Source organism: Ktedonobacter sp. SOSP1-52, from assembly GCF_016587395.1.
Map to the genome: position 1 here is coordinate 479,676 of NZ_BNJH01000005.1, position 25,000 is coordinate 504,675.

At 54.1% G+C, this 25,000-nt stretch carries 20 protein-coding genes and 1 pseudogene; 10 read left to right on the plus strand and 11 right to left on the minus strand.

Annotation, left to right across the window (positions count from 1 at the left end; all coding sequences use genetic code 11):
- Positions 1–8 precede the first annotated feature (8 nt).
- Positions 9–1,040, minus strand: a complete 1,032-nt coding sequence (locus tag JMJ16_RS42765) for a LacI family DNA-binding transcriptional regulator (protein ID WP_201391543.1) — start codon at positions 1,038–1,040, stop codon at positions 9–11.
- A 245-nt stretch (positions 1,041–1,285) separates the two neighbouring features.
- Here JMJ16_RS42765 and JMJ16_RS42770 point away from each other — a divergent pair, with 245 nt between their 5' ends.
- From JMJ16_RS42770 to JMJ16_RS42780, 3 genes are all read left to right on the plus strand, one after another.
- Entirely contained in the window at positions 1,286–2,134 is an 849-nt protein-coding gene (locus tag JMJ16_RS42770) for a GNAT family N-acetyltransferase (protein WP_201391545.1), read from the plus strand.
- A gap of 51 nt (positions 2,135–2,185) precedes the next feature.
- On the plus strand, positions 2,186–3,274 hold the full coding sequence (locus JMJ16_RS42775) for a DUF2332 domain-containing protein (protein WP_201391547.1): 1,089 nt from the start codon (positions 2,186–2,188) through the stop codon (positions 3,272–3,274).
- Positions 3,275–3,533: 259 nt separating this feature from the next.
- Positions 3,534–4,955: a glutamine synthetase family protein gene (locus tag JMJ16_RS42780; RefSeq protein ID WP_374229162.1), complete on the plus strand. Its 1,422-nt coding sequence runs from the start codon at positions 3,534–3,536 to the stop codon at positions 4,953–4,955.
- 469 nt (positions 4,956–5,424) lie between these two features.
- On the opposite strand, the gene leuD is transcribed toward JMJ16_RS42780, so the two are convergent.
- Positions 5,425–6,042, minus strand: coding sequence for a 3-isopropylmalate dehydratase small subunit (gene leuD / locus JMJ16_RS42785; protein ID WP_201391551.1), 618 nt, complete (start codon positions 6,040–6,042; stop codon positions 5,425–5,427).
- A 22-nt stretch (positions 6,043–6,064) separates the two neighbouring features.
- Positions 6,065–7,498: a 3-isopropylmalate dehydratase large subunit gene (gene leuC / locus JMJ16_RS42790; protein ID WP_201391553.1), complete on the minus strand. Its 1,434-nt coding sequence runs from the start codon at positions 7,496–7,498 to the stop codon at positions 6,065–6,067.
- A 262-nt stretch (positions 7,499–7,760) separates the two neighbouring features.
- On the opposite strand from leuC, the gene JMJ16_RS42795 reads away from it, so the two are divergent.
- Positions 7,761–8,660 (plus strand): LysR family transcriptional regulator, encoded by a 900-nt coding sequence (locus tag JMJ16_RS42795; RefSeq protein ID WP_201391554.1) that lies wholly within the window; start codon positions 7,761–7,763, stop codon positions 8,658–8,660.
- A 93-nt stretch (positions 8,661–8,753) separates the two neighbouring features.
- Here the strand turns inward: JMJ16_RS42795 and JMJ16_RS42800 are convergent, their stop codons facing one another.
- Together JMJ16_RS42800 and JMJ16_RS42805 are read right to left on the minus strand one after the other, a co-directional pair.
- On the minus strand, positions 8,754–8,972 hold the full coding sequence (locus JMJ16_RS42800) for a hypothetical protein (protein WP_236601947.1): 219 nt from the start codon (positions 8,970–8,972) through the stop codon (positions 8,754–8,756).
- A gap of 10 nt (positions 8,973–8,982) precedes the next feature.
- Positions 8,983–9,378: pseudogene (locus JMJ16_RS42805) on the minus strand (ABC transporter ATP-binding protein); the annotation flags it as partial.
- A gap of 297 nt (positions 9,379–9,675) precedes the next feature.
- Between JMJ16_RS42805 and JMJ16_RS42810 the strand changes: the two are divergent.
- Positions 9,676–11,040, plus strand: a complete 1,365-nt coding sequence (locus tag JMJ16_RS42810; RefSeq protein WP_201391556.1) for a sensor histidine kinase — start codon at positions 9,676–9,678, stop codon at positions 11,038–11,040.
- Positions 11,021–11,689 carry a response regulator transcription factor gene (locus JMJ16_RS42815; RefSeq protein WP_201391558.1) on the plus strand — a complete coding sequence of 223 codons (669 nt, stop codon included), beginning with the start codon at positions 11,021–11,023 and terminating at the stop codon, positions 11,687–11,689. Before JMJ16_RS42810 ends, JMJ16_RS42815 begins: the two co-directional genes overlap by 20 nt.
- Here the strand turns inward: JMJ16_RS42815 and JMJ16_RS42820 are convergent.
- From JMJ16_RS42820 to JMJ16_RS42830, 3 genes are all read right to left on the minus strand, one after another.
- Positions 11,645–13,669 (minus strand): WD40 repeat domain-containing serine/threonine protein kinase, encoded by a 2,025-nt coding sequence (locus tag JMJ16_RS42820; protein ID WP_201391560.1) that lies wholly within the window; start codon positions 13,667–13,669, stop codon positions 11,645–11,647. The genes JMJ16_RS42815 and JMJ16_RS42820 overlap by 45 nt on opposite strands.
- A 29-nt stretch (positions 13,670–13,698) precedes the next feature.
- Positions 13,699–15,834 carry a serine/threonine-protein kinase gene (locus tag JMJ16_RS42825; RefSeq protein WP_201391563.1) on the minus strand — a complete coding sequence of 712 codons (2,136 nt, stop codon included), beginning with the start codon at positions 15,832–15,834 and terminating at the stop codon, positions 13,699–13,701.
- 244 nt (positions 15,835–16,078) lie between these two features.
- Entirely contained in the window at positions 16,079–16,825 is a 747-nt protein-coding gene (locus tag JMJ16_RS42830; protein ID WP_201391565.1) for a YqjF family protein, read from the minus strand.
- Between the two features lie 585 nt (positions 16,826–17,410).
- Between JMJ16_RS42830 and JMJ16_RS42835 the strand changes: the two genes are divergently transcribed.
- The 4 genes from JMJ16_RS42835 to JMJ16_RS42850 all read left to right on the plus strand — a co-directional run bounded on the left by JMJ16_RS42835 (position 17,411) and on the right by JMJ16_RS42850 (position 21,551).
- Entirely contained in the window at positions 17,411–17,566 is a 156-nt protein-coding gene (locus JMJ16_RS42835) for a response regulator transcription factor (RefSeq protein ID WP_255553290.1), read from the plus strand.
- 505 nt (positions 17,567–18,071) lie between these two features.
- On the plus strand, positions 18,072–18,974 hold the full coding sequence (locus JMJ16_RS42840) for an aminoglycoside phosphotransferase family protein (protein WP_201391567.1): 903 nt from the start codon (positions 18,072–18,074) through the stop codon (positions 18,972–18,974).
- 16 nt (positions 18,975–18,990) lie between these two features.
- The gene (locus JMJ16_RS42845) at positions 18,991–19,836 is read left to right on the plus strand and encodes an LLM class flavin-dependent oxidoreductase (protein ID WP_201391569.1); all 846 of its coding nucleotides are present in this window, start codon (positions 18,991–18,993) and stop codon (positions 19,834–19,836) included.
- Positions 19,837–19,994: 158 nt separating this feature from the next.
- On the plus strand, positions 19,995–21,551 hold the full coding sequence (locus JMJ16_RS42850; RefSeq protein ID WP_201391571.1) for a serine/threonine-protein kinase: 1,557 nt from the start codon (positions 19,995–19,997) through the stop codon (positions 21,549–21,551).
- A 60-nt stretch (positions 21,552–21,611) separates the two neighbouring features.
- Here the strand turns inward: JMJ16_RS42850 and JMJ16_RS42855 are convergent, their stop codons facing one another.
- From JMJ16_RS42855 to JMJ16_RS42865, 3 genes are all read right to left on the minus strand, one after another.
- On the minus strand, positions 21,612–22,538 hold the full coding sequence (locus JMJ16_RS42855; RefSeq protein WP_201391573.1) for a carbohydrate ABC transporter permease: 927 nt from the start codon (positions 22,536–22,538) through the stop codon (positions 21,612–21,614).
- The gene (locus tag JMJ16_RS42860) at positions 22,535–23,446 is read right to left on the minus strand and encodes a carbohydrate ABC transporter permease (protein ID WP_201391575.1); all 912 of its coding nucleotides are present in this window, start codon (positions 23,444–23,446) and stop codon (positions 22,535–22,537) included. Before JMJ16_RS42860 ends, JMJ16_RS42855 begins: the two co-directional genes overlap by 4 nt.
- Positions 23,447–23,535: 89 nt before the next feature.
- On the minus strand, positions 23,536–24,939 hold the full coding sequence (locus JMJ16_RS42865; protein ID WP_201391577.1) for an ABC transporter substrate-binding protein: 1,404 nt from the start codon (positions 24,937–24,939) through the stop codon (positions 23,536–23,538).
- Positions 24,940–25,000: the final 61 nt, after the last annotated feature.

Here is a 25,000-nt window from a genome sequence, read left to right on the forward strand (position 1 = left end):
GCGATAGACTACACGCGAGGTGCGGCGCAGGACTGACGCAGGATCAATTCTGGCTGCACAATCACGCGACACGTATCTTCTTTTGGGAGGCCGCCCTCGATCAAACGATGGATCAAGCGTGTCGCGTGGTCAGCCATCATCTCAACCGGTTGGCGGACGGTAGTGAGGGAGGGAAACCCCTCGGCAGCCTCCTCGATATCATCAAAGCCGAGAATGGACAGATCTTCGGGCACCGTGCGGCCCACCTGCCATGCCCCACTCATCGCACCAAGAGCGAGCAGATCTGAGGCACAGAAGAGAGCGGTGGGCGGCTCTGACAGGGCCAGAAAGTGGCGCACGTGAGCGGCGGCATTGCTGCGTGAACTGTGGCAGTGCTGGGCATAGTACTCCTGCCACTCCAGGTTCCGCTCTTGCACAAAACGCTGGAAACAGACGAGCCGCTCGCGCACTCCTGCATGCTCCAGATTGCCCAGAAACGCGATCCGGCGGTGCCCCAATTGGTAGAGGTAGTCCAGAGCTAGTTGGGTTCCAGCCTCCTCATCAATCACCACTGCTGGAAGCGCCATCTGCGTCCCGCAGGCCACAGCGACACAGGGACGAGGGCGTTGCGTGAGCATCTGAAGCAGGAGCGCATCGCCTGGCAGGTTTCCCAGCAAGAAGAGGCCATCAAACCAGGGGTTGAGCAGAAACGCGAGATGCCGCTCGGCGGTGGAAGGATCAGAAGCAGCGTGTCCCACTAGAAGATCAAAGCCCTCCTGATGTGCCGCACGCTGCAAAGCTCGGACCAGCACGCTCAGAAATGGATCGCCGAGATCACGAAGAATAGCTCCCAGAACGCCTGTGCGCTGGGTTCGCAGGGCGGCTGCAAAAGGATTGGGGGAATAGCCCAAACGCCTGGCAGCCTCTCTCACTCGTTCCACCGTGGTCTGGCTGATCGGAATGCTGCCCTCGCGCTGATTCAAGACGCGGGAGACCGTGCTTACCGAAACGTGGGCAGCTTTCGCGATATCCGCGAGGGTCAGGGAGGAATGATTCTCCATCACATCTTCCTTTTTAATACAATCGATCTACGTATAACGATTGCATTACATAGCGTACCTGACGTTGAAGGGCCTGTCAAGCATTGTCAGGGACGAAATAAAGGTATAGACGAAAGAGATGCCTTGTGCTGTGTTCGCTTACCAGGCAGTGCAGGCCATACGCTTGTGGTAAAATGGGCTTGATAAAGTTCCTAAAGGAGTTAGAGGTCAATTTTATATTTCTCTATTTGGAAAGATTATAGCGTATGCATATTGCAATTCAGCCTTTACTTGAAACTGATATAGACAGGACAGATATAGTTGTGCAGGCGGCCTATGGTTCGAGTAGTCGCAAGACGACCTTCTACTACTATTTATACCTCCAGCCAGACGGGGCATTTGTGGCGAAGAAGGCTGACGCGATTGTAGGTTTTGGTGGCTTTCTCGACTATGACGATTTTTCCTACATCGGCATGATGTCTGTGGCGCCTGGCGAGCAGCGGCAGGGCATTGGCCAACGTCTATTAGAGGCAATTCTCAATCGCCTGGAGGAGCGAGGATGCCCTACAGTCCTCCTCGATGCCTCGCCCAGTGGCGCGCCTCTCTATCGCTGCTATGGCTTTTATGATGACGGTGAGGCGCTTGTCCTCAAAAAGAGCCAGCAGGTGAAGTTACCAGATAGCGGTGCCGAACCAATTCTCTCAGCAACCGAGGCCGATCTTCCAGAGTTACTGGCCTTCGATGCCTCCATGTTTGGGGGTGATCGTGCCAGGCTCCTCAAGACGTATTGGGCAGGAAACCCTGAGCGCACCCTTATCGCGCGCGATGAACATGGGCAAATCAGTGGGTATCTACTGGCGCAGGCGAGTGTGCTGGGACCGTGGATTGCCCAGAGTCAGGAGGTAGCTGAAAGGTTACTGCTAGCGGGATTGGCCCTGCCCTTTCAGGATATGCCTCAGGTCTTCGTTGCCGCAGAGCACAGGGACGCCCTTGCGCTACTCACGCGCTATGGTTTTACCATCCAACGTTCGCTTCAACATATGTATAAAGGAACGAGAATAGCACGCCCGCGCACAACCAATATTTTTGGCCAGGCCAGCCTGGGTTTCGGCTAAAAGAGTGGTGTTCGCGCCATTGTAGCAAACATAGGAAAGGATGCTATCACAATGTTTTCCTCTGCCTCCTTACCAGAGAAGCTGGCCCAACTTGCTAGCTACTTTGAGCAGCATGGGAATTACATCTATAAGGGGAAGTCGCCTGAAAATTCGTCTCCTCTTTATGCCTATCTCAGCCAGCAAGTCAGCCAAGACCCTGACTTACTGGCTCTGCTTGTGAATGTAGATACCTCGACAACGGTCACAAACCTCTTTTTCAGTGCCGTTCACTTCCTCTTACTCAAGCAACCAGTACATCCCCTGGCAGAGTTTTATCCCGATCTCACAGCGCAACCGCGCCCGCCCCATGAGAGCTATCCTCCTTTTCGCTCCTTTTGTCTGAAACATAAAGAAGAGCTTATCCACCTGGTAACGACGCGCCCGGTCCAGATCAACGAGGTTCGACGCTGCTCGGCCCTGGCGCTGGCATTCTGTGTGCTTGGTCAACGCCTGCAAGGACAACCTCTGGCTCTTGTCGAGATCGGCACTAGTGCAGGGCTACATCTGCTCTGGGATAGCTACGCCTACGATTATGGTGAAGGTCGCTCCCTCGGCTCGCAGGAGTCACCAGTACATATTGTTTCTGCCTTTGAGGGAAGCTTCCCTATCCCTGGTAAGCAACCATTCCCTCTAGTTGCTTCGCGTGTGGGACTCGATCTCAATCCCCTGGATGTTCATAATGAGGATGATATGCTCTGGTTGCGTGCCCTGCTCTGGCCTGAGCATCATGATAGCCAGCAGCTTTTGCAGTCAGCTATAGAAGTGGCGCGCCAGCATACACTTCCTCTCGTGAGAGGCGATGCCTCCATGACACTTCCGCAGGTGATAGCGGCGATACCGCGAAAGCACGTGCTCTGCATCTATCACAGCTATACTTTGAACCAGGTACCACGGCAGACGCGTGAATACATTCTCAAGCAGATCCTTCAACATTCAGAGCAACGCGACCTGTATCGCATTGAACAAGAAGGCTATTCGCTTCAGCAACCTCCTGGCCTTTTGCTCCACACCTATCATAAGGGACAGATGCAGAGCGAGCGCCTGGCATCTTGCGAATCACGCGGACGCTGGATCAAATGGCAGCCTACTCAAGTGAACTAAAAAAAGAAGAGTTATTAGTAATCTTCTGAAAGAGCAAGCAGACACTATATTGACAATGCTGGAGACTGATTTTATACTTTATTATTGCTTGGTTAAAAAGTTGTAGTGCAGCTATGTTAGTTTATCATTCATGAACTTGATGCTACCTCCAGGTTTTTTACTATCATGATGTTGTTCCATGCAACATGCACATTCTGCTCTTAGATTGTGCTAAACCTCTTAGTTTCGTCTCCTGTCAGAAATTCAAGAATGGAAAAACATGAACGATCTTTTTTTGGCACTTCCTTATGATGAGCTTGAAGAGTTAAACATTGGCGCGAGGGAAAAGCGCGACAAGGTTCCAGTGGAGGAACAGGAGCGCGAATATCGCTCTTATCTGGAGAAGGAAAAGCGCATTAGAGCAGTGACGCTCTGCTTCTCGGACCTGGAAGGGCGCTTCCACATGTTAGATTATGACAAGAAGTTTCTCTTAGAATCGGCAGATAATCTGACATTTGATGGTTCATCTATCCGAGGATTTACGGCTCAGCATGAATCAGATTTGCGTATCAAGCCTGATTGGAGCAGTTTTTTCTGGTTACCAACCGATCTTTTTGGACCTGGCAAAGTCATTATGTTTGCCAATATTTTAACGCGCGAAGGTGGTCAGTATGCCTCGGATTTCCGTGGTTTATTGCAGAATTTCACGCGAGATCTCAAGGCACAAGAGGGTTTAAGCGCACTCGTAGCGGCAGAGGTTGAGGGATTTGTGTTAGCGGGGCGGAACGCGGAGCAGAATTTTGATGAGAAGGATGGTTTTCAACTGCTCTCCACGAGTGGTTATTTCCATTCGTTGCCACGTGACCCGCTACGTCAATTTATCGATGAGGCTTCGGTGGTCCAGCGAGCTATGGGTTTTAAGAATGAGAAAGACCACCCTGAAGTGGCTCCATCTCAGTTTGAAATGAACTTTTCCTATGGAGAAGCCTTACGTGTGGCCGACCTGATTCAGCTCTACAAATTGCTCTGTCGTCAGGTTGCTAGCAACTTGGGCATGACTGCATGCTTTCTGCCAAAGCCTGTTATGGGTATTAACGGCAGTGGTATGCATATCAACATGTCTATGGCAAAAAACGGGGAGAATCTTTTCTACGATAAAGCGGGAAAAGGGCAATTATCGACCTTTGCGCATGATTTTATTTCCCGTACGCTTAACCATGCACAAGAGATCTGTCTGGTCTTGAACGCGAGTGTCAATGCATATCGTCGGCTAGATCCACATTTTGAAGCGCCGAATCAGATCAAGGTCTCGGCGATAGACCGGGGTTCAATGGTACGTATTCCGGTGGGCAACGAAAGGACCGCGCGTATAGAGGTCCGTTCTGTTGGTCCGGATGCCAATCCCTACCTGCTCCTCTATGTTCTTTTCAAAACGGGGCTACATGGCGAGCTTTCATCGGTATCTGCTACGGGGCATGAGTCAGCGAGCCTGTTGCCTGGTACCATTCAAGAGGCGATAGCGCTTTTTGAGTCTGGCGATTTCGTGAAAAAGATCCTGGGTAAGGAGAATATCGAGAAATATCTGGCTTGCAAAAAACAGGTAGCCAGTCGCAGCCCCAGTGATTTGGGGACGTTGGTAAAGACATCTGAAGTCACCTATCATCATGAGATTACCAACCAGGGATTATGGAATAAATTCTAAGATCTTATTCCGAACCCCAACGCCACTGGCGTGTCTAGCGCTTCGCGCTCAGGGTTTTCGGAGAAGTAGTAAGCCCCGCATTGAGTGTGCACTTGCACAAATCGCTAAAACGAGGCAAGCCATTCCATCGACGCACGGAATGGAGAATGCCGAGTAGACGAGAGGCGTTGCAGCCTCCAAGCGCTGAGTAGCCCCAGGAGGCATTGTAGCCTCCAAGCCTCTAGAAGCTGTAGAGAGTAGCATTAAGCGTCCGTCCCCACCTCATCATCCCCCTCCGTTATCGGCCTCATTCTGAAAAGAGCTTTACGTGGTGTAGGACCCATACTGGCATGGACTCAAGACGCACAGGCAGGGAGACGTCCAGGGTGGAAAGGTCGCTGCGCTCGGAGTTTATACCCGCATAAGCCCTACAGGTGGCTTTTCTTGTCAAGGTACCACACACTACCTGAATTCACCGGTTAACTTCTCTCTACGCAAATTGCCAGGGAGTGACCTGGGCGCGCTGGCGCTCGTACGCGGCGATCTTGTCCTGCATATGCAGGGTGCGGCCTACGGCATCCAGTCCCAGCAGGAGAGCCTCTTTACGGTAACTGTCGATCTCGAAACGTAGTACGCGGCCTTCAGGTGTCGTGACTGCTTGCTCCCCGAGGTCGATGTGCAGGGTATAGCCCTCGGTGGTGTTGACCTCCTCGAAGAGCGACTGCACGGTCTCGGCATCGAGTGTGATGGGCAAGATGCCGATGTTCAGGCAGTTGTTATAGAAGATATCGGCGAAGCTGGGGGCGATGATGGCGCAAAAGCCATACTCGGCTAAGGCCCAGGGGGCATGCTCGCGTGAGGAGCCACAGCCAAAGTTCTCGCGTGTGACCAGGACGCTGGCGCCCTGATAGCGCGGCATATTTAGCTCAAAGCTGGGATTAGGTTCTTTGGTGGTCTCGTTCGCGTAGCGCCAGTGTGAGAACAGGCCCTCGGCAAAGCCGGTGCGCGCCACAGAGGTCAGATACTGCGCGGGAATGATGGCGTCAGTATCGACGTTGGCGCGGTCCAGGGGCATAACGATGCCGGTATGTTCGGTAAATGCTTGCATTGAATAGTGCTCCTCTCCGCTCTTATTCCCAGGTGCGAATATCGACAAAATGGCCCGCAATTGCCGCCGCGGCAGCCATGGCGGGACTGACCAGGTGCGTGCGCCCGCCCTTGCCCTGGCGACCCTCAAAGTTTCGATTCGAGGTGCTGGCACAGCGCTCTTCCGGTGCCAGGCGGTCGCCGTTCATGGCGATACACATGCTGCATCCGGGTTCGCGCCACTCAAAGCCCGCCTCGGTAAAGATCGTATTGAGTCCCTCTTCCTCGGCCTGCCGTTTGACCAGGCCACTGCCGGGAACAACCATGGCATGGACGTGGTCAGCCACCTTCTTGCCTTTGACCATGGAGGCAGCGATGCGCAAGTCTTCCAGGCGGCTATTGGTGCAGCTCCCGATGAAGACGCGATCCAGCTTGATTTCCTCGATAGCCGTGCCAGGCTCCAGGCCCATGTAATCCAGGGCGCGGCGTGCGATGGCGGGATCCGAGAAGGTTTCTGGCTCGGGAACGATGCCAGTGACGGGTGCAACCATGGCGGGGGTTGTGCCCCACGTAACCTGGGGAGCCATTTCCTCGGTGGTCAGGGTAATCTGTTTATCGTATGTGGCGCCGGCATCGGTCTTGAGGCTATTCCAATAAACAATGGCCTTCTCCCAGGCTTCACCCTTGGGGGCAAAGGGACGGCCCTGCAAATAGTTGAACGTCGTCTCATCGGGCGCGACTACACCCATGCGTGCTCCAGCCTCAATTGCCATATTGCAGAGGGTCATACGGCCCTCCATCGAGAGCGAGCGAATGGCGGAGCCGGTAAACTCGATGCAGTAGCCAGTACCAGCGCCGGTGCCGATCTTGCCAATGATGAAGAGTGCCAGGTCCTTGGCGGTACAGCCAGCGGGAATAGGGCCTTCGACGCGGACCTCCAAGGCCTTGGGACGGCTCTGGCGCAGGCACTGGCTGGCGAGTACATGCTCGACCTCGCTGGTGCCAATACCAAAGGCCAGGGCGCCAAATGCACCATGGGTCGCGGTATGGCTATCGCCACAGACAATTGTCATGCCTGGGAGGGTAATGCCCTGCTCCGGCGCGGTCACATGGACGATGCCATTGCGCGCATCATCCACACCAAAGAAATTAATGCCGGCTTCTTTCGCGTTCTGCTCAAACGTCTGAATCTGGAGCGCGGCCTTGGCATCCACGACCGGGACGCTGCTGCGTTTGCCCTGTACCTGTACTGGCGTAGTAGGAATACTGTGATCGACCACGCCAAAGGTCGCATCTGGACGGCGCACGCGCCGGCTGGCCTGCCATAACGCCGCGAAAGATTGGGGCGAGGTTACCTCGTGGACGAGATGGCGGTCAATATAGAGGAGCGTACCCTGCCCTGGTTCTTCGCTGATCGCGTGTGCTTCCCAGATCTTTTCGAAGAGTGTGCGTGGATGGGAGGATGTAGCCTGATCCATAGCAAATTGCCTCTTTCTTAGCGTTACGTTTATCTTCTGATCCGAAAACCCTGAGCGCGCTTGCCGTGCCACCGCTTGCCCCGAATGGGGGTTAGGTGGTCCCCGAATGGGGGGAGCGCTAGCCACGCCAGTGACGTTGGGTTTCGGAAGAAGATCATAGTCAGGTCTTTACGGAACAGTATAACGGAGCTATACTGATATGTCTAATACCTATTTTTTAGGTTTGTGATGCTTCCTTGTTATCAAGCCTTGAAGGAAAAGCATGGAACTGCGCCAATTAACCTATTTTTTGACTGCGGCCCAGACGCAGAATTTTCGCAAGGCAGCTGAGTTATGCCTGGTGGCCCAGCCAGCGCTCAGTCGCCAGATTGCGGCCCTGGAGGAGGAGTTGGGTATTGCGCTCTTTCGCCGGGTGAAGCAGCGCGTGGTGCTTACGACCGCCGGTCAGGAGTTTGCCAGCTATGTCAAGAATGCCCTTGATACCTTACAGCAGGGGCAATTTGCCATGTCGCGCTTGCAACAGGGCCAGAGCGGAACGCTGCTCATCGGGTGTAATGAATCGCTGGCAACGGCGGTCCTGCCCGAGGTCTTTGCGCGCTTTCGCGTCTCTTATCCCGATGTGCGCTTGAAGGTCAGCGTCAACCGTACTGACGAGGTGATCGCGTTGGTGGAGACGGGCGAGGTCGATGTGGGCCTGATCTTTGATCCCGATGTGCGTTCAGAGATCGTTGTGTTGCGCGAGCTCTTTCGCCAGCAGCTCCAGGTACTGGTGGCCTCCTCGCATCCACTCGCGCACCTGGAGCCACACCAGGTCACCTTGCAGCGCATCCTGCAAGAGCCGCTGATCTTATTGGACGAGTCAGCCAGGCTGCGCAAAGTGCTCGACCGCATCTTATTGCAGCGTGGCTTTAGCATCTCGCCCAGCGTGGAAATCAGCTCAGTAGAGGCGCTTAAAGAACTGGTGCGACATGGAAGCGGAGTGACGCTGATCTCGCCTGCCCTCATGCGTTCCGCCCACCACGAGGGGCTAACCCTGCTTTCTATCGCCGATTTGCAGGAGGAGTTTATCTATGCGCTGGTCTACCGGCGTTTCGGTACCATTCCCCTGCTGGCACGCCAGTTTATCGATATCGTGCTGCAAACCGAGGCGCCAGTAGAATAACAGTCTTACCGTTTTGTGTCGGCAGCCCAGAGCACCCAGGATATGAGCACAAGCTGTGTGATACCGACTCACTGACTCGAATCTGAGACCTTGCTAGAGATCCTGAAGCGCTTTCTCAAGGACAATATCATGACCAGCGGCCAGATCTGCCGATGTGGGGTGTACTTCATCGTCAGGCGGCACGCCAATGCCATCGACGATCTCTCCAGCAGGCCCTTGCATAAATGCAACCGGCAACGCTATTACGCCCCCATCGTCGAGCAAGAAGTCACTGGACGGTCCAGAGACCGCTCCCGCCGTCCTTTCTCCCATCAGGTGCCCCGGCCTCCCTGGAAGAGACGCCACTGACTAGCAGTGGCAATTCCACATTCTCCAATCCGGTGAGCACTGGGAGTAAGTTATACGTCTGAAAAACAAAGCCCATCTCGCGGGCACGGAAGAGGGTGAGCCAGCGATCTGACAGGTTGCGAATATCCTGATTCGCAATGCTGATGGTTCCTTTCGTGACCCAATCCAATCCGCTCAGGCAATTGAGCAGCGTGGTCTTGCCACAGCCACTCGGCCCCATAATGGCAACAACTTCCTTGCGCTGGATACGCAGCGTCACCCCCTGCAAGGCCTTCACCACGACCTTGCCAGTATCGTAGTGCTTGTGAACATCAAGAGCCTCGATAATGATGTCTTCCTGGTGTGTATCGTTAGATCGCACCAATTCCATGTCTGGATACCTCCTTCTGAGAATCATTTGCTCAGGGCAATGGCTTGCCCTGGGCACAAGTGTAGCCAGGAGTGAAAGACAACGCTATCGAGAAACTCTGCACTTTGCCCTCGTCAAAGCCTGTAGCGAGATGGTGCAGAGAGATGCAGCAGACAAATGCAGACACGTGCAAGAATATTTGCTGGAATTGACGTAGTGCCCGGAAGCCACTCATGCTATACTTGAGTAAAGCTTCTCTGCATTTCTGAAACCCGCCCCGAAAGGCGAACCTTGCAAGCACGAAGAGCGAGGAACACGATGACAAATATGCTCTTTCATCTCTTCAGCAAAAAAGAGGGGAAGAAGCCGGAGCAACAAGATCAACAGAAAAGGTCGCCGAACTGGTTTCTTTTATTCTGGCTTGGCTTCATCTATGTGCAATATATGCTGCCGCGCGTAGTATCTCTATTGCAAAAAGTGGATGAAAAACTTTCATTTGTTCCCTCTGTTGAAGATGTCTCTCAAAAAGATGGCAGAAGCGGCATCCTCCTTGCTCTTTTTGTTTTTACGCTCTTGATGGCATTTCATAGTGGTCTGCACTGGTCGGCTCTGTTTAGAAATATCAAGCGGCCCTATTTGTGGCTCTATTTCCCGCTCCAGATCGTGTGTATCTTGCTTATCTACCTTATGACCGATGGGGTAAGGGGGTCAGATGACGTCCTTCTGGGATTGTGCCTCATGCTGGCTATTGAGGCCATTATTCTGTTCAAACGGATATCCCTGATCATTGTGGCAGCAGCAGGATGCCTGCTTTTTTACCTCGCCATTCAAGGGTTAAATCTGCTTATCATTACGCAACAGGACCTCCCTGCGGTACCCAAACTGATCGGGGTACTCACGGAAAGTTCAGCCCTCATTCCGTTCGTCTGTGCCAGCGTCATTCTCTACATCCAACAAACCAGGGCTCACCAGAGAGATCAGATACTCTTGCGCGATTTAGAGACGGCACATATTCAGCTCGAAGACTATGCGGCACGCGTCCAGGATCTGACGTTGACCACCGAGAGACAACGGATGGCCCGCGAACTGCACGACACGCTGGCCCAGGGGTTGGTTGGCCTGACGATGCAATTGGAGACCATTGACTCGCTCCTGATCAGGCAGCGTTGCGAGCAGGCGCGAACCATCGTCCAGCAGGCGATGACACGTTCGCGAGCCACGATCACCAGTGCGCGATCCGCGATCACGGATCTGCGGACAGAGATATCTACGACGCGTGATATACTCGTCGCCATTGAGGCAGAAGCGGAACATTTCACGATGGCGACCGGTATCCCTTGTCCCTGTTCTCTGGAAACAAGGCTCCCAGACGAGTATTATGAGCATCTGTTACGTATGGTCAGCGAGGGACTGACCAACATTGCCCGCCACGCCCAGGCCAACCAGGCCTGGATAAGGGCAAGCGTCGAAAATGAAGCGATCACGCTTGAAATAGGTGATAATGGGGTTGGCTTTGAGTCAGCAAAGATCACAACAGGTCACTATGGTCTGCTGGGACTGCGTGAACGAGCACGTCTGATGAATGGTCAGCTGCTGGTGAGCAGCAAGCCTGGCAAGGGAACGACGGTCCGCCTCTGTCTTCCCCTGCAGAGAGGAGGCGAAGATGAACGAAAAGCAGGATGATATTCGTGTCATTGTGGTTGACGACCATCTCGTCGTGCGAGAGGGACTGCGGATGATGTTGGAAATCGCCGGTGAAGGCTTTACCCTGGTTGGCGATGCGGCGGATGGGGCAGCGGCTCTGTGCGTGATAGAGGAACTTCAGCCTGACGTCGTGCTGATGGATCTGCGGATGCCTGGCATGGATGGTTTGGAGGCAATCACTCAGATACGGGAGCGCTGGCCACACATCGCCATCGTCATTCTGACGACCTACAATGAAGACGATTTGATGCTGCGCGGGCTGCGGGCAGGCGCATGCGGGTATCTGCTCAAGGATACCGACCGTGAGACCTTGTTTCATGCTATTCGTGCGGCGGCTCGTGGTGATCTGCTCCTCCAGCCAGAGATCATGGCACGTATTCTGGCCCGCACCACAGATGCACCTCAATCGACACCCTTAAGATCTCAAGCAGAGGAGTTGACCGAGCGTGAGTGTGAAGTATTAGAGGCCGTAGCACGTGGCGAACGAAGCAAAGAGATCGCGTCTCGGCTTGGGATCAGTTTACGCACCGTTGGATCACATCTCACGAGTATCTATACTAAGCTCGGCGTCGATTCGCGCGCCTCAGCGGTGGCTACTGGCATTGAGCGCGGTCTGCTTTCGCGATAACACAAAATAAAATGATTTACACTTTCCAGACGCGAATAACTCCGTTTTCGTCGCCGAAGCGATAAACTGATTATTGGGTGACCAGGCAATGCTTTTGATCGTTGCCCCCTGACCTGGATAAGATCGGAGCAGCTTGCCAGTTGTGCTATGCCAGACCTGTAGGACCCGGTTGTCTCCGAAGGACGCGATGTACTTCCCATCGGGCGACCAGCTCATCACCAGACTCACAATATCGTCAGTGAACTCAACGATCTTCGTGCCGGCGAGAGCGTTCCAGACGCAGGGCGAACCATGCGCCATTTGCGAAACAATGCGTGTGCTGTCCGGCGACCAGAGAGCGTCAATGGCGGCACCAATACCATGTGTAAACGAGCTAATGCGCGCGCGTGAGGGCAGTTGTAGGACATCGAAGCCCTGAAATGTCTGCTGGACAACGTATTTGCCATCAGGGGAGCAACGAGATGGTAAGCCATTCAGGGAAATATAGAGATACGACATGTGCTTATTGGTAGGGTTCCAGGTGCGAATAGTGCCATCGCTACAGGTAAGAAGAAGCTCCGCTGCATTGGGTGTCCAGGCGATTCGATCAACGCTACCAATGATGTCATTAGGTGGCTCGATATCTTCATCATGGGTCGCGATTCCCTGCCCGGTTGTAGGGTCCCAGAGATGCGTCTGAGGATGACCATAGCCAGAGGAAGCAACGCTTTTGCCATCAGAAGACCAGGCGAGCGTCGCCACTGCATCTTTATGGCCGTAATAGATCGCGACATTGTTCCCCGTAAATGCATCCCAGGCATGCACACTATGGTCATCCTGCGTCGCGGTAGGAGTCGCACCCATATACGTTACAGAGGGTGCGGCCCCCCCACCGGAGGTGATGCGCTTGCCATCAGGGGACCAGCCCAGAGCGCTCACCAAACTGGAATGCCCCTTGTAAGTGTACACCAGCGCACCCGGTTGTATTACCGTTGGTGTAGGAGTAGGGGGATGTTGTGTGGTTGGAGTCTGAGTAGGGGATGACTGGTGTGTGCTATTCCACCAGGTAAGCCCACCAACTCCAAGCAGAGCGAGCGCGCCTACTCCGAGCGCGCCCTGAAGCACGTACCGTCGCGGAACAGAAGACGGACCAGGTTGCTGGGCTGGCACCATCTGTTGAGAATCATGCTGGCAGGCGTATTCCAGGGCGTTCGCGAAGGCGTTGATATTCGCGAAACGTTCGCCAGGGTCTTTGACAAGCGCCTTCTGTAAGACAGATTCCAGCGCGGGCAGTGGTTGCCCCATGCGCTCGTGTAGAGGCGGTGGAGGTGTGAGCGCATGCTGCGTAGCGATCTCGACATAGGTGCCGCTGAATGGGGGCTGTCCTGTCAACCACTCATAGACCATAACAGCAAGCGCATATTGATCGCAAAGGGGCGAAAGCTGATGCTGAAATTGCTCAGGGGCCATATACTCTACGGTTCCGACAATGTTCTCCTGCGCTTGCTGACTCGCCAGGCGCGCGAGACCGAAGTCGCTGAGCAGTAACTGCTGCTGAGAGCCGATGAGGATATTTTCGGGTTTGACATCGCCATGTATCAGCCCCTGGTCATGAATGTACTGTAAGGCGGATGCGATCTGCCTGTTGTAGTAAGCAACATGTGTGAGCGGCAGACGTGTATGTGCTGGTACACGCTGGCGGAGGGTGCCGTTGGGTATGTATTCCATGACCATATAAGGTATCGCGTGCTGTACGTCAAATTCCAGAATCGGTATGATATGTGGATGTTGCAGGCGGGCGATGAGGCGTGCCTCCTTGAGAAAGCCCTCCTGATCTGAGTGCTCGGTGTGCAACAACTTGATGGCCGCCTGGGTTGCCAGGTACATATGCTCGGCAAGGTAGACTTCCGCGAAGCCACCACGCCCAAGTAAACGTTGTAAACGATAATTTCCGAATTGCTTCCCGACATGGGAGACAGAGCTCTGTTGCTGCTGCTTCATAGCGCTTGAATACTCCTCACAATACAGTTCTAAAAAGAGGTAACCTGCCAGAGTCGCACCGTCTTGTCCTGGCTGGCGGAGACAAGTCGCTTCCCATCAGTAGACCAGGCGAGCGAGTGGATAGCGTCACTATGACCCTGTCCGGTAGAGACGACTTTGCCTGTGCTTGCCTCCCAGATCATTACCGCGAAAGAATCTTCGTTGGCGCTCGCGGAGGCAACATACTTCCCATTGGGTGACCAGGCGACAGGAGCGCTAAACTGGGTATAGATCTGAGAGAATTCTTTCGAGTTTGTATCGACATCCCATAGCGCGACCTCCTTCTCCGCACCGATAACGATGAGATTGCTTTTGGGAGACCAGGAAATGCTGAGCTGTTCATTCGCTCCTTGCAGGGTATAGGCCGCGTGTTGTTTATCCCCATCCAGCCTCCATATGCGAACATAGCCATTCGTTTCAGCAGTAGCTATGCGCTTGTTATCGGCGGACCACGCCAGGGCGTTTACATCGCCAAGGGTCAGCCTGTTGGAGTTAACGTAGCGAGTAGGAGTCTCCGAACTCTGTATGTTCCAGACCGCAGGATTTTGTGCGGCAACAGCCAGCAGATGGCTATCGAGACTCCAGGCCACTGGTCGCCTGCCCCAGTCGAAGAGGCCACCACTCTGTCTGTATTGGGTTGGTTGGTGTATCGTTGTCACGTCCCAGATGCGTACAGAATTGCTGCCCTCCATTGCACCGGAGGCAATGTAGCGACTATCTGGGCTCCAGGCCACATCTGTCACCCTCCCCTGAACGTTTTGCGACCAGAGTGTGTTGCCTGTCGCTGCCTCCCACAGGCGCACCGTGTTATCGTCACCTCCCGAAATGAGATGCGAACCCTTGGGGGACCAGGCCACACTGACGACGCCCTCTATATGCTCGTTATACACGCGAAGAGAGCGAGCCTGTACGAGATAGGGCGGAGGTGTGTCTGGATGGCTTCCGGTCGAGTTTCCCTGCGCGCTCCGGCCATAATTCCACCACAGCGTGCCAGCGGAGAGCGCAATGGTAGTGGCGAAAACACCAACGAGCAGGCCGCGACGCGAAACAAGCGGTCTCATACTGGCTGTGCTGGTCTCTTGTGGAGGAGTCGTAGTAGGACCAGCGACAAGTGTTGGTGGAGTCATAATGGGCGTGTCAAAGCGGGAATCGTGTGCGGCGACCGTCGGCGGAGATATTACAGGGACAGAGGGCGTGCTAATGTGCGTCGTGGCCATGGGAGATTGGCTGTGGGAGGTATGTAGCGGAAACTGCTTGGGTGCGCGATATTGGCCTATCTGATGCGCGATCTCCAAGGCCGCGACAAAATCGGTGATGCGAGCATAGCGCTGATGTGGGTCTTTCGCCAGGGCAGTTAATACGGTAGTTTCAACGGCTGGTGGAAGCGTTGGTACCATCTCGCGTAGCGACGGCGGTGGCGTCTGAAGGTGTTTGGTTGCGATCTCAAGATAGTTGGAGCCTTGAAATGGTCGCCTGCCGGTGAGCCATTCGTAGGCAACGATAGCCAAGGAATACTGATCGCTCGCCGGACGTGGTCTACCCTGTAGCTGTTCAGGAGCCATATAGGTAACGGTTCCGGTAATCTCCTGTAGCGTCTGGGAGCGAGAACCACGAGCCTGGGTCGCGATCCCAAAGTCGCTGAGAAAGATCTCATCCTGCTCACCGAGAAGTAGGTTTTCCGGTTTGATATCACGATGAACAAGCTTCTGGTCATGCGCGTATTGTAGGGCGGAAGCGATCTGTCGCAGAATTGGAAGGACGTCAGTGAGTGGCACGGGTCGACCGGCGAGGAATCGCTGCCGGAGTGTACCATTCGGCGTATAGTTCATGACGAGATAAGGAACCTCGTTCTCTTCGACTCCGAATTCTAAAATATGGATAATGTGAGGGTGTTTTAGGCGAGCGACAATGCGAGCTTCCGCCAGAAAGCTTTGTTGCTCACTCTCGCTCATGCGTGTATGCAGTACCTTAATAGCGGCCTGTGTCTCCAGGTGGCGATGAGTGGCGAGGTAGACTGCCGCGAATCCGCCTTTGCCGAGAAGCCTGGTTAAAGTGTAGTTTCCTAAACGTTTCCCAATCAGAGTTTCCGTTGCGTCAGTCATAAGCGCGAATTGTTTTACCTCCAATATATACTCTCTTGTCTTCAATTTGAAGTATAAGCTGCTTGCGAGCCTATGTGCTATTTGAGCATGTCTGGCATCAATTATAAGACCACCAGAATCCGAGGTTGTATGATCTTCATCACATAATTGGCATGCAGGCGACGAGAAAGGGAGGCCAGTCGAAATGTGTAAATCACGGAATGAAATGGGACGTCCGTTACGACGAGCATAGTAGCTCTGAGTATATCCCATAATTTTGGCTGTCTTTTTATTTCACGCGTTGCAGCGGCCAGATCAGGACCTTGAGCTGGTGCGAGTAGTGCAGGAGTGGCTGTGTGTCGGGAAGAGTGATCCCATGTGCCTGGGCCATGGTGTTGACCCTACTCTCTAACTCAGCCTGCCAGAGGGGCCAGCGCATATGGTGAATATCGCCGCGATAGAGATGACGCCGCTTATCCAGAGCATACAGGCAGTAGCGCTCGGTAAACCACTCCTCGACGGAGCCGGGTCGGGCGGGCGCCTCTTGTGGTAGAGGGCGATAGCGCGCCTGGTAATCAGCGGTTGGGGCATTACGATGGGTTCGATGGCTGGAATAGATGGTCATATCCTGTTCATGCGCGACCCGCATCTGGGCGTTAAAGTAAGGAAGATGAAAGAAGGTCCGCGCACTGGCAACGGCTATTGGGCTACTTGCATCCAGGCTGAAGAAATAGACCCCGGGAATACCCTGCGCTCGCACATAGGTGCGCACATTAAGCTCAACTGTCGCAGAAAGACCAGGAACCTCGGGGAGAGTGCGCAGACGAATATGAGCCATGGTAAAAGGCACCACACCGACCCAGCATTCACCCTCATAGATGTCCAGTTCCAACTCTGGCGGGATAAGAGGACGTAACTGAGCAGGCTTGATGGGCCAGTGCGAGAAGAGCAGATCATTCCAGGTCTGAGTCATAATCCAGCGCGTTTTAGGCAAGGGATAGGGACGGTGCGCAATATTCTCAAGTAGTGTTTGCATAGACACGTTAACCTCTTTACTGGCCGACGCTGCTAACGCACGCGTCTACATATCATGGCACGGAGAATGTCGTGCCATGATATGTAGACGCGTGCGTTAGCAGCGTCGGGTCACTCCCGATCCCCATGCCCACGCAGGAAGGGCCTGCATGGCTGGAAACCCTTAACTTAATGCGACTATAGAGTGTAAACTCGAGAATCTGCTTGCCTTGCTGTTCTACTTTCTGATATACTGCTCCCTGTGGGAAGAACGCGAGAATCCCAGAAAGGCCGTATGCTTGGGTATCTCTTCTGACGCTCCTCTGCTTCCAAATCATGCTCTCTCTGAGCTTGTCTATCCCCAACCACTTGGAGCGGCGTTTTCGTCCTGCAGGAGACCAGTTGATGCTCTTTTAATAATTAATCTGGGAACGATAATGCTCAACGTTATCTGCTTAATTATTAAAACTCCATTAACTTACCTGAGTGAAAATGGCAACCTCCTTTCCCGCGCCATCGGTTCTACTGGTCAGCTCAATGTGTACAAAGTCTAGCTCAGATGCATCTCAAAAAGTACCTGACCTCATGAGATATGTGAGATATCGGCTTGATTGCTCAAGGGCTTTCTAACCGCGAGATTGCCCGACACCTTGTGCTCAGTGTCGGCACCGTAAAAGTCCATACGCGCAATATCTACGGCAAGTTGGGTGTAGGTAGCCGCACCCAGGCACTCGCGCAAGCCGCCAGATTCAAGCTTCTGTAACGAGACTCGGCTTCTTTTTCCACAAGCAGAATACCTCCATCTGCAAGGGCAGATTACCACTTTTGGGAGATCACACTACCACCGCTTGTCGTTTATGCTTAGAACATCATCAATGAGCCTTGGGGCACATTCGATGAACAATGACATTCGACAAACTGAACAGGATTTTTCGACCAAAAAGGGGATTTCGTCTTGCAATCTATGTTTCATACCAGCTTAAAAGTCATTCATGACCAGAAGATCACGGAAGCCTTGGAGCACTCCCGCTTTTTTACAGAGCCAAAAACACAAAAGCCCGCTGTGTTCCAGATGGTTGGGGCGTTTCTGGCTCGTTTCAGCACGTTCTTTGTTCAAAAACCAAAAGCGACCTCCCCTTTCTGTGCCCGGCAAGGGGAAGGAACAGTTTCTTGAGTCGCAGCGAGTATGCCTCCCTCACACTCGCGCCGAGGCAGCTCTGCACTTTTCTGCTTTCAACGGGAAGTTATTCATAAAGAGGAGAACATTCATGGGTAAAATGCACGTCGACGAGGTGGATATCGATAGCGTTCTCGTGGGCCGGTTACTCACGGCCCAGTTTCCGCAGTGGGCGGATCTCCCCATCAAGCCGGTGTCCTCCGCTGGGACCAACAACGCGATCTATCGGCTCGGGAAGGACATGGCCGTGCGGCTCCCCCGTATCGCAGGAGCTACCGGACAAATGGACAAAGAACACCTGTGGTTGCCGAGGCTTGCCCCGTACCTGCCGCTGACAATCCCTACCTCACTCGCTTTGGGGACACCTGGTGAGGGCTATCCCTGGCATTGGTCTGTCTATCAGTGGCTCGAAGGCGAGAACGCGGAAAGCAGGTCCATCACCGAGGAAAGTCAGGCGGCGCGTAATCTGGCCCAATTCATCACAGCCCTGCAACAGTTTGATCCAGGAGACTGGCCGCCTCCTGGGCTGCCCAATTCCTCTCGCGGCGTGCCGCTCTCCACACGCGATGCTCCCACGCGCGCCGCCATCGCTGAGCTTTCTGGCATACTTGATACTGGTGCGGTGACTGCAGCATGGGAGGCGGCGCTGCGAACCCCCTTGTGGCAAGGGTTGCCTACCTTAACCCACGGAGACCTGTTACCAGGAAATCTGCTGGTCCAACGGGGCCGGATCAGTGCCGTTATCGACTTTGGGGGATTAGGCGTGGGCGATCCCGCTTGTGACTTAATCGTCGCGTGGAGTCTGCTTTCCGCCCACACCCGAGATGACTTCCGCGCGGCCCTATCGGTCGATAACGCGACATGGGCACGAGGGCGAGGTTGGGCACTGTCCATCGGACTGATCGCCTTACCCTACCACCAGGACACCAACCCCGTGTTCGCAGCCACCGCCCGCCGTATGATCGACGAAGTTCTCGCCGATCACGGAAGATAGAAAAGGAGCATCACCTATGCAGTTTGCCATCGATCTTCCCCACTTTGGTCCTTTCAGCAATCCTCGCCTGGTCGCCGAATTGGCGTATGAAGCCGAGGAGGCGGGTTGGGATGGGTTCTTTCTCTGGGATCACCTCAACTACGACCAGGCTGGATTACCGAAACCCGTGGCAGTCGCCGATCCCTGGATATTGCTGACTGCGATTGCACTGCGCACCAAATACATCAAATTCGGTTCGATGGTCACGCCATTGCCACGTCGCCGTCCCTGGAAGCTGGCACGCGAAACGGTCACGCTCGACCATCTCTCAGGTGGGCGTCTGATCCTGGGGGTTGGCCTGGGTACCAACTACTATGGAGAATATCACGATTTCGGCGAGAACACGGATGTCAAAGTTCATGGAGAGATGCTCGATGAGGGTCTTGCAATTCTGCTGCGCCTGTGGAGCGGTGAGCAATTCAGCTACGAGGGGCAGCATTATCAACTCTCGCAGGTGCAATTTCTGCCCAAACCGCTTCAGCAGCCGCGCATCCCAATTTGGATCGCAGGCAACTGGCCTCACAAAAAGCCCTTTCGTCGTGCAGCTCGATTCGATGGTGTCTTCCCCCAGAAGAGCGGTCGCGACCTCACACCAGAGGACTTCCGTGAGCTTCTTGGCTATATCCATACCCATCGGACAGGAACAACTCCTTTCGATGCGGTTGCCTTTGGGCTGACCAGCGGGATCGATAAAGCTCAGGATGCGGCGCATGTGGCTTCGTTTGCTCAGGCAGGTGCCACCTGGTGGCTGGAGAGCTTTGACCCCCTTCAGACATTTGAGCAGATCCGCCAACGGATTCACCAGGGGCCACCGCGCTTCTGATGACAAACCACCCTCCATTCGGCAATCTTTGGCGAGACCCGGGAGAAATTGGCAGGCCTCTTGCTATTTCGAAGAAGGTCACTATAATAGACCGTAGCATCATAGTATTGATGATTATGCATGCACTTATTTTTTTCTTTATTGTATAGGTAGTTTGTATGCCGCAAGAGAAGATCCAGCTTAATGGATATGAAATTACAGAGACTGTATTTCGAGGCCACTATAGTACTCTCTACCGAGGAGCGGCGCGTGATGACAAGCGCCCGGTCTTCATTAGAAACTGGCCCATGGCGCATATTGCTTCAGAACGTAAGCAACAGCGCTTACAGAATGAAGTCGAGAAACTAAAAAGCCTCAACGAACATCCTCATATCCTGGATACTTATGAGCTGGTTATCGGAGAGCAGGGCATGGCTCTGGTATCAGAGGCCGCACAGCAGGATTCGCTCCAGGCTCGGCTTGCGGATACCTCGCGGGCGCCCTTTGCGCAAGAAGAGGCCTTCGCCATCATTGAGCAGATTGGGAGCGCCCTGGTTGCCACGCATGCGCAAGGTGTTGTCCACGCCAACGTCACGCCCGAGACTATCTACTTTCGCCAGGAAGGCGAGGCGGCGCTGACCGATTTTCGCCTGCGGAATATGATTGGGGCCATCAGTGATTATCACGCCTATATCGAGGAAGCCGTTCCTCGCAGCTTATATATGGCCCCTGAGCAGTTTGATGGGCGTGTCAGCCAGGCGGTTGATCAATACGCCCTGGCTTGCCTCGCGTATATGTTGCTTACAGGACGCGCTCCATTTGCTGGCACGGCGCGCGCCACCCTTTTACAGAAGCACAAAAATGAGATGCCTGTCCCCCCTTCGCGCGTACGGCCGAATCTTCCAGCCTCGGTTGACCCAGCTTTGCTGCGTGCTTTGGAGAAAGAACCTTCACGTCGCTTTCCCGACGTTCAATCCTTTCTGGCCGCGCTCAAAGGCGAGGATAGAGAGGCGCCTCTTATTCTTCCCACAGCAACGGCTGGCTCGCCGGAGGAGCCAACCCAGGAGTTTGCGGCTCTCCCCGCTGTAACCCAGGAGACCAGTCCTGCTCTGGCTCATAATATTGGCGACAATCACGAAAAAAAGTTAAGCAAGAAAAAGGTGTTGCTCTCGGTGCTACTTCCTCTGCTTGCCTTGCTGGTCATCGTGACTACCATTCTTGCCCTACCACGTCCCGCTCTTCCACCACTCCTGCAAGCGGTCCAGATAAGTGTCGTGGGAACAAGCGCTCCAACCCCAACGCCCGTCATCACGCGAGGTGTGACGCCAACTCCTACAGTCCAGCCCAGCCCGACGCTTCGCCCCTTGCCAACTGCCAGGCCAACCTCAATCCCAAAGCCTACCCCAACCCCCACGGCTCAGCCTGTGCAGACCACTCCGACCCAGATAGCTCAAGGTCAGGGAAACGTCTCGCCTATCTTTGAATGCGTGCAGCCACATGGCAACAAATATGATGCCTACTTTGGCTATAATAATTCAGGCTCAAGTACAGTCACTATTCCCCAGGGAAGCATCAATAAGCTTATACCAGGACAATATAATGGCTCCCAGCCGACGGTCTTTAATCCGGGCCGCCAGTACCATGTTTTTCGCGTCACCTTCTCCAATGGCGAGATAGTGATGTGGGCGCTGAATTATAAAATGGCGACCGGTAGTCAGTATGGTCCAGGTTGTTGAAAGCTGGACTATAACTGACTGCCGGTCGCGGGTCGGAGTATTAGAGATGGCTAGAGATGGCTAGCCCTTGACGGAGCCTGCCAGGATGCCACGCACAAAGTAGCGTTGCATCGAGAAGAAGACGACCAGAGGCAGCGCCATTGAGATGAAGGCCGCCGCGGTCAGCACTTGATAGTTATTGCCATAGGTGTTGACCAGGTTGGCGATGATCAAGGTCATCGGTGCATTCTGGGGGTTACCTCCCAGGAAGATCAATGAGATCAGCAGATCGTTCCAGACCCACATAAACTGGAAGATGGCCAGTGAGGCCAGTGCTGGCACCGAGAGCGGAAGAATGATGTTCCAGAAGATGCGCACATGCGAGGCTCCATCGATATGCGCCGACTCCATCAGGTCGCTTGGCAATGCCGCGAAGAAGTTGCGCAGCAGGTAGATGGAGAAGGGCAGACCAAAGGCGGTATGTGCCAGCCAGACGGCGGCATACTGGCCATTGAGTCCCAACATGGTATAGAGACCCAGGACGGGAACCAGGGCAATTTGCAGCGGAATAATCTGGAGCGCGACAATCCCCAGGAAGATCCAGTTCCGTAATGGGAACTTCATCCAGGCGAAGGCATATGCAGTGATGGCTCCAATGAGGAGCGGGAAAATCGTGCCAGGAATGGCGATGATAATGCTATTGAGAAAGGCGCGTCCAAAGCCCTGGGCCTGGATCACATCCATATAGTTTTGGATAGTAAACTGCCAGGGCGGAACAAGACCTGTCCACCAGCCGGTCGTATTAATCAGGTCGGGCGGACGGAAGGAACTGACAAAGAGACCAAAGGTAGGGACCGACCAGAGGAGGCCAATCGCGACGACCAGGGCAGCTACGAGTCCACTGCTGACACTACGTGCCAGCAAGTGCCCCAGGTTTGAACGCTCCTGCTTTGGCTCCTTCAGCTTCGGCGCTGAAGTGACGACCTGTTCTGTGTTTGTCGTGCTCATCGTAACGCCTCCTCCTCCCGTATTCTGCGCACGTTAATATACATCACGGGAATAACCGTTATAAGTAGCAGGACTGCCAGGGCGCTTGCCAGGCCATAGTTGTTAAACTGGAACAATTGATTATAGAACTCCATGGCTACCACATCGGTGTGGAAGTTACCGCCAGTCATGATATAGACCACGTCAAAGATCTTAAGAATGCTGATAATCATGGTTGTCAGGACGACCACCAGGGTCGACTGGATCATCGGAACCATCACACGCCAGAAGAGCGTAAAACGGTTCGCGCCATCGATCTTTGCCGCCTCCAGGATCTCATCTGGAATGCCTTTCAAGGCTGCCGAGATAATGACCATACAGAAACCGGTCCACATCCAGGTATAGACGAGAATCAGCATAAAGTTGCTGAGCGTGGAGTCCTGCAACCAGGCGTGAGGTTGACCACCAAAGAAGGTGACCACGGCGTTGAGTAATCCCGTTTGTGGCTGATCGGCGGGATCAAACTTATACACAAAACGCCAGATAACGCCAGCCGCCACGAACGAGATAGCCATAGGCAGGAAGAGCGCCGATTTCACAATGCTCTCAATTTTGACGCGATCCACCAGGACCGCGATGAGCAGGCCCAGCCCGACCGTTAAGATGGTTGCCAGCACAAGCCAGAGCAGATTATTTTTGATGACCTCCAGGAAGGCCGGATTGGTAAATACCTGCTGATAGTTTCTCAGGCCCACAAAGGTGGTTGAGGTACTATTGTAAAAGCTCAGAAGAACTGTATTGAACAACGGATACAGGAAGAACGTGATCTCCAGGATGAGGGCGGGTGCGATCCAGACCAGTGCCCACCAGTAATTGGAGCTACGCGTTCTCCTTGTACGTGGAGATGTTGTGACTTGCTGTGTTGCCATACCCTGCATCCTTTATCTGTGGGGTGCGGGTGTGCGCTGGCAGCCTCAGACTGCCAGCGCACACCCACACCCCACCTACCAACCACGTCTTAGGACTGGTATGCCTGTTGAGCGGAGCTTTCAAGTGTGCTGAGAATGCTATCCAGCGACTTGGGATCACTGACATAGGAGATAATAGCTTTCCAGAAGGCGGTCTGTAGTGCTCCAGGAACCAGGTCGCCTGCGCTCAGGCGTACGGCTGAAGCATTGATCATCTGTTGCGCGGCCTTGCTCGCGATAGTATTCGGATAATCGCTCGACTGGACGGCCTTGTTGACCGAGGTCGCACCACCACGTTTGACCCAGATGGTCTGCGCCTCCGTGCTCGAAATGTACTCCAGAAGCTGGCGTGTGCCATCGTTATCTTTGAAGGCCGCGATAATATCGGCGCCACCGATCACGTTGCCTTTGTACTGATCCTCAATGCTGGGGAAGTCAAAGAAGGTGTAATCGGTACCAGCCTGCAGCTTCTTATACTGGGCTTGGATAAATCCGGCGGTAAAGTCGCCCAGGAAGTACATATAGGCCTTAGGCGGAGTCGCGAAAGGCTGATAGGACGCGTCCTCGTAGTTTGTAGCCAGAATGGCCTGGGGCGCGCCATTGATATAGTGTTTGCCCTGCACGATGGTGCCAAACATCTGGAAGGCGTCCTTGATACTGGGATGCGTCCAGGGAATCTTATGGCTTGTCCACTGGTCGAACATGTCCGGGCCGTACTTTTTGATGTAGATCGTTGAGATCCAGTCGGTTCCAGGCCAGCCGCTGGAGGCCGCGCTCTCGATACCCAGCGCCCAGGGATATTTGCCGGCATTGGCGATCTTGTCCGAGACCGCGATCAGGTCATTCCAGGTCTGGGGAACGGAGCCACCAATATCCTGGAAGTTTTTGGGGCTATACCAGACGGTCCCTTTGGTGTTGGCTTTAGGAAGGACGCCATAGAGCGTGCCCTGATAGGAAGCCAGGTCGATCCAGGCCTTGCCATAGTTCTGCTGGATCTTGCTCATATCAAAAAACGCGTCCAGCTTGACCAGTTTCCCCTGGCTGGCATACTGCTGGAACTGGGGAATACCCGGCATACCAGCGGCATCGGGGGGATTATTGCCCCGCAGACGTGTCGAAAGGACGGCGTTGACGTCACGTGTAGACTCGAGGTTGACGGTGATATTCGTCTTCTTGGTAAAGGCCGAGGTAATGGCCTTGAAGGAATCCAGTTCCTCGCCACTCCACTGCGTCAACAGATCGATGCTCTTCACTTTGCTGGGTGAGCCGCTATTTGCGCCATTGCCAGCCGGAACGCCACCGCAGGCAGCCAGCAGGGCCGATGCGGCACTGACGCTCAGCCCTGCCGCCGTGGCTTTCTGCAAAAACTCGCGGCGTGGCATACTGCGGGTGGCAGTGTAATCCTCTACGAGTTGATCGATATCCTTACGTTTCTGACGATCAAAGATAAACATGAGACCCCTCCTTGCGCTTCTCTGCGCGTAGTAATTCATACATAGAAAACGAATTAAACCC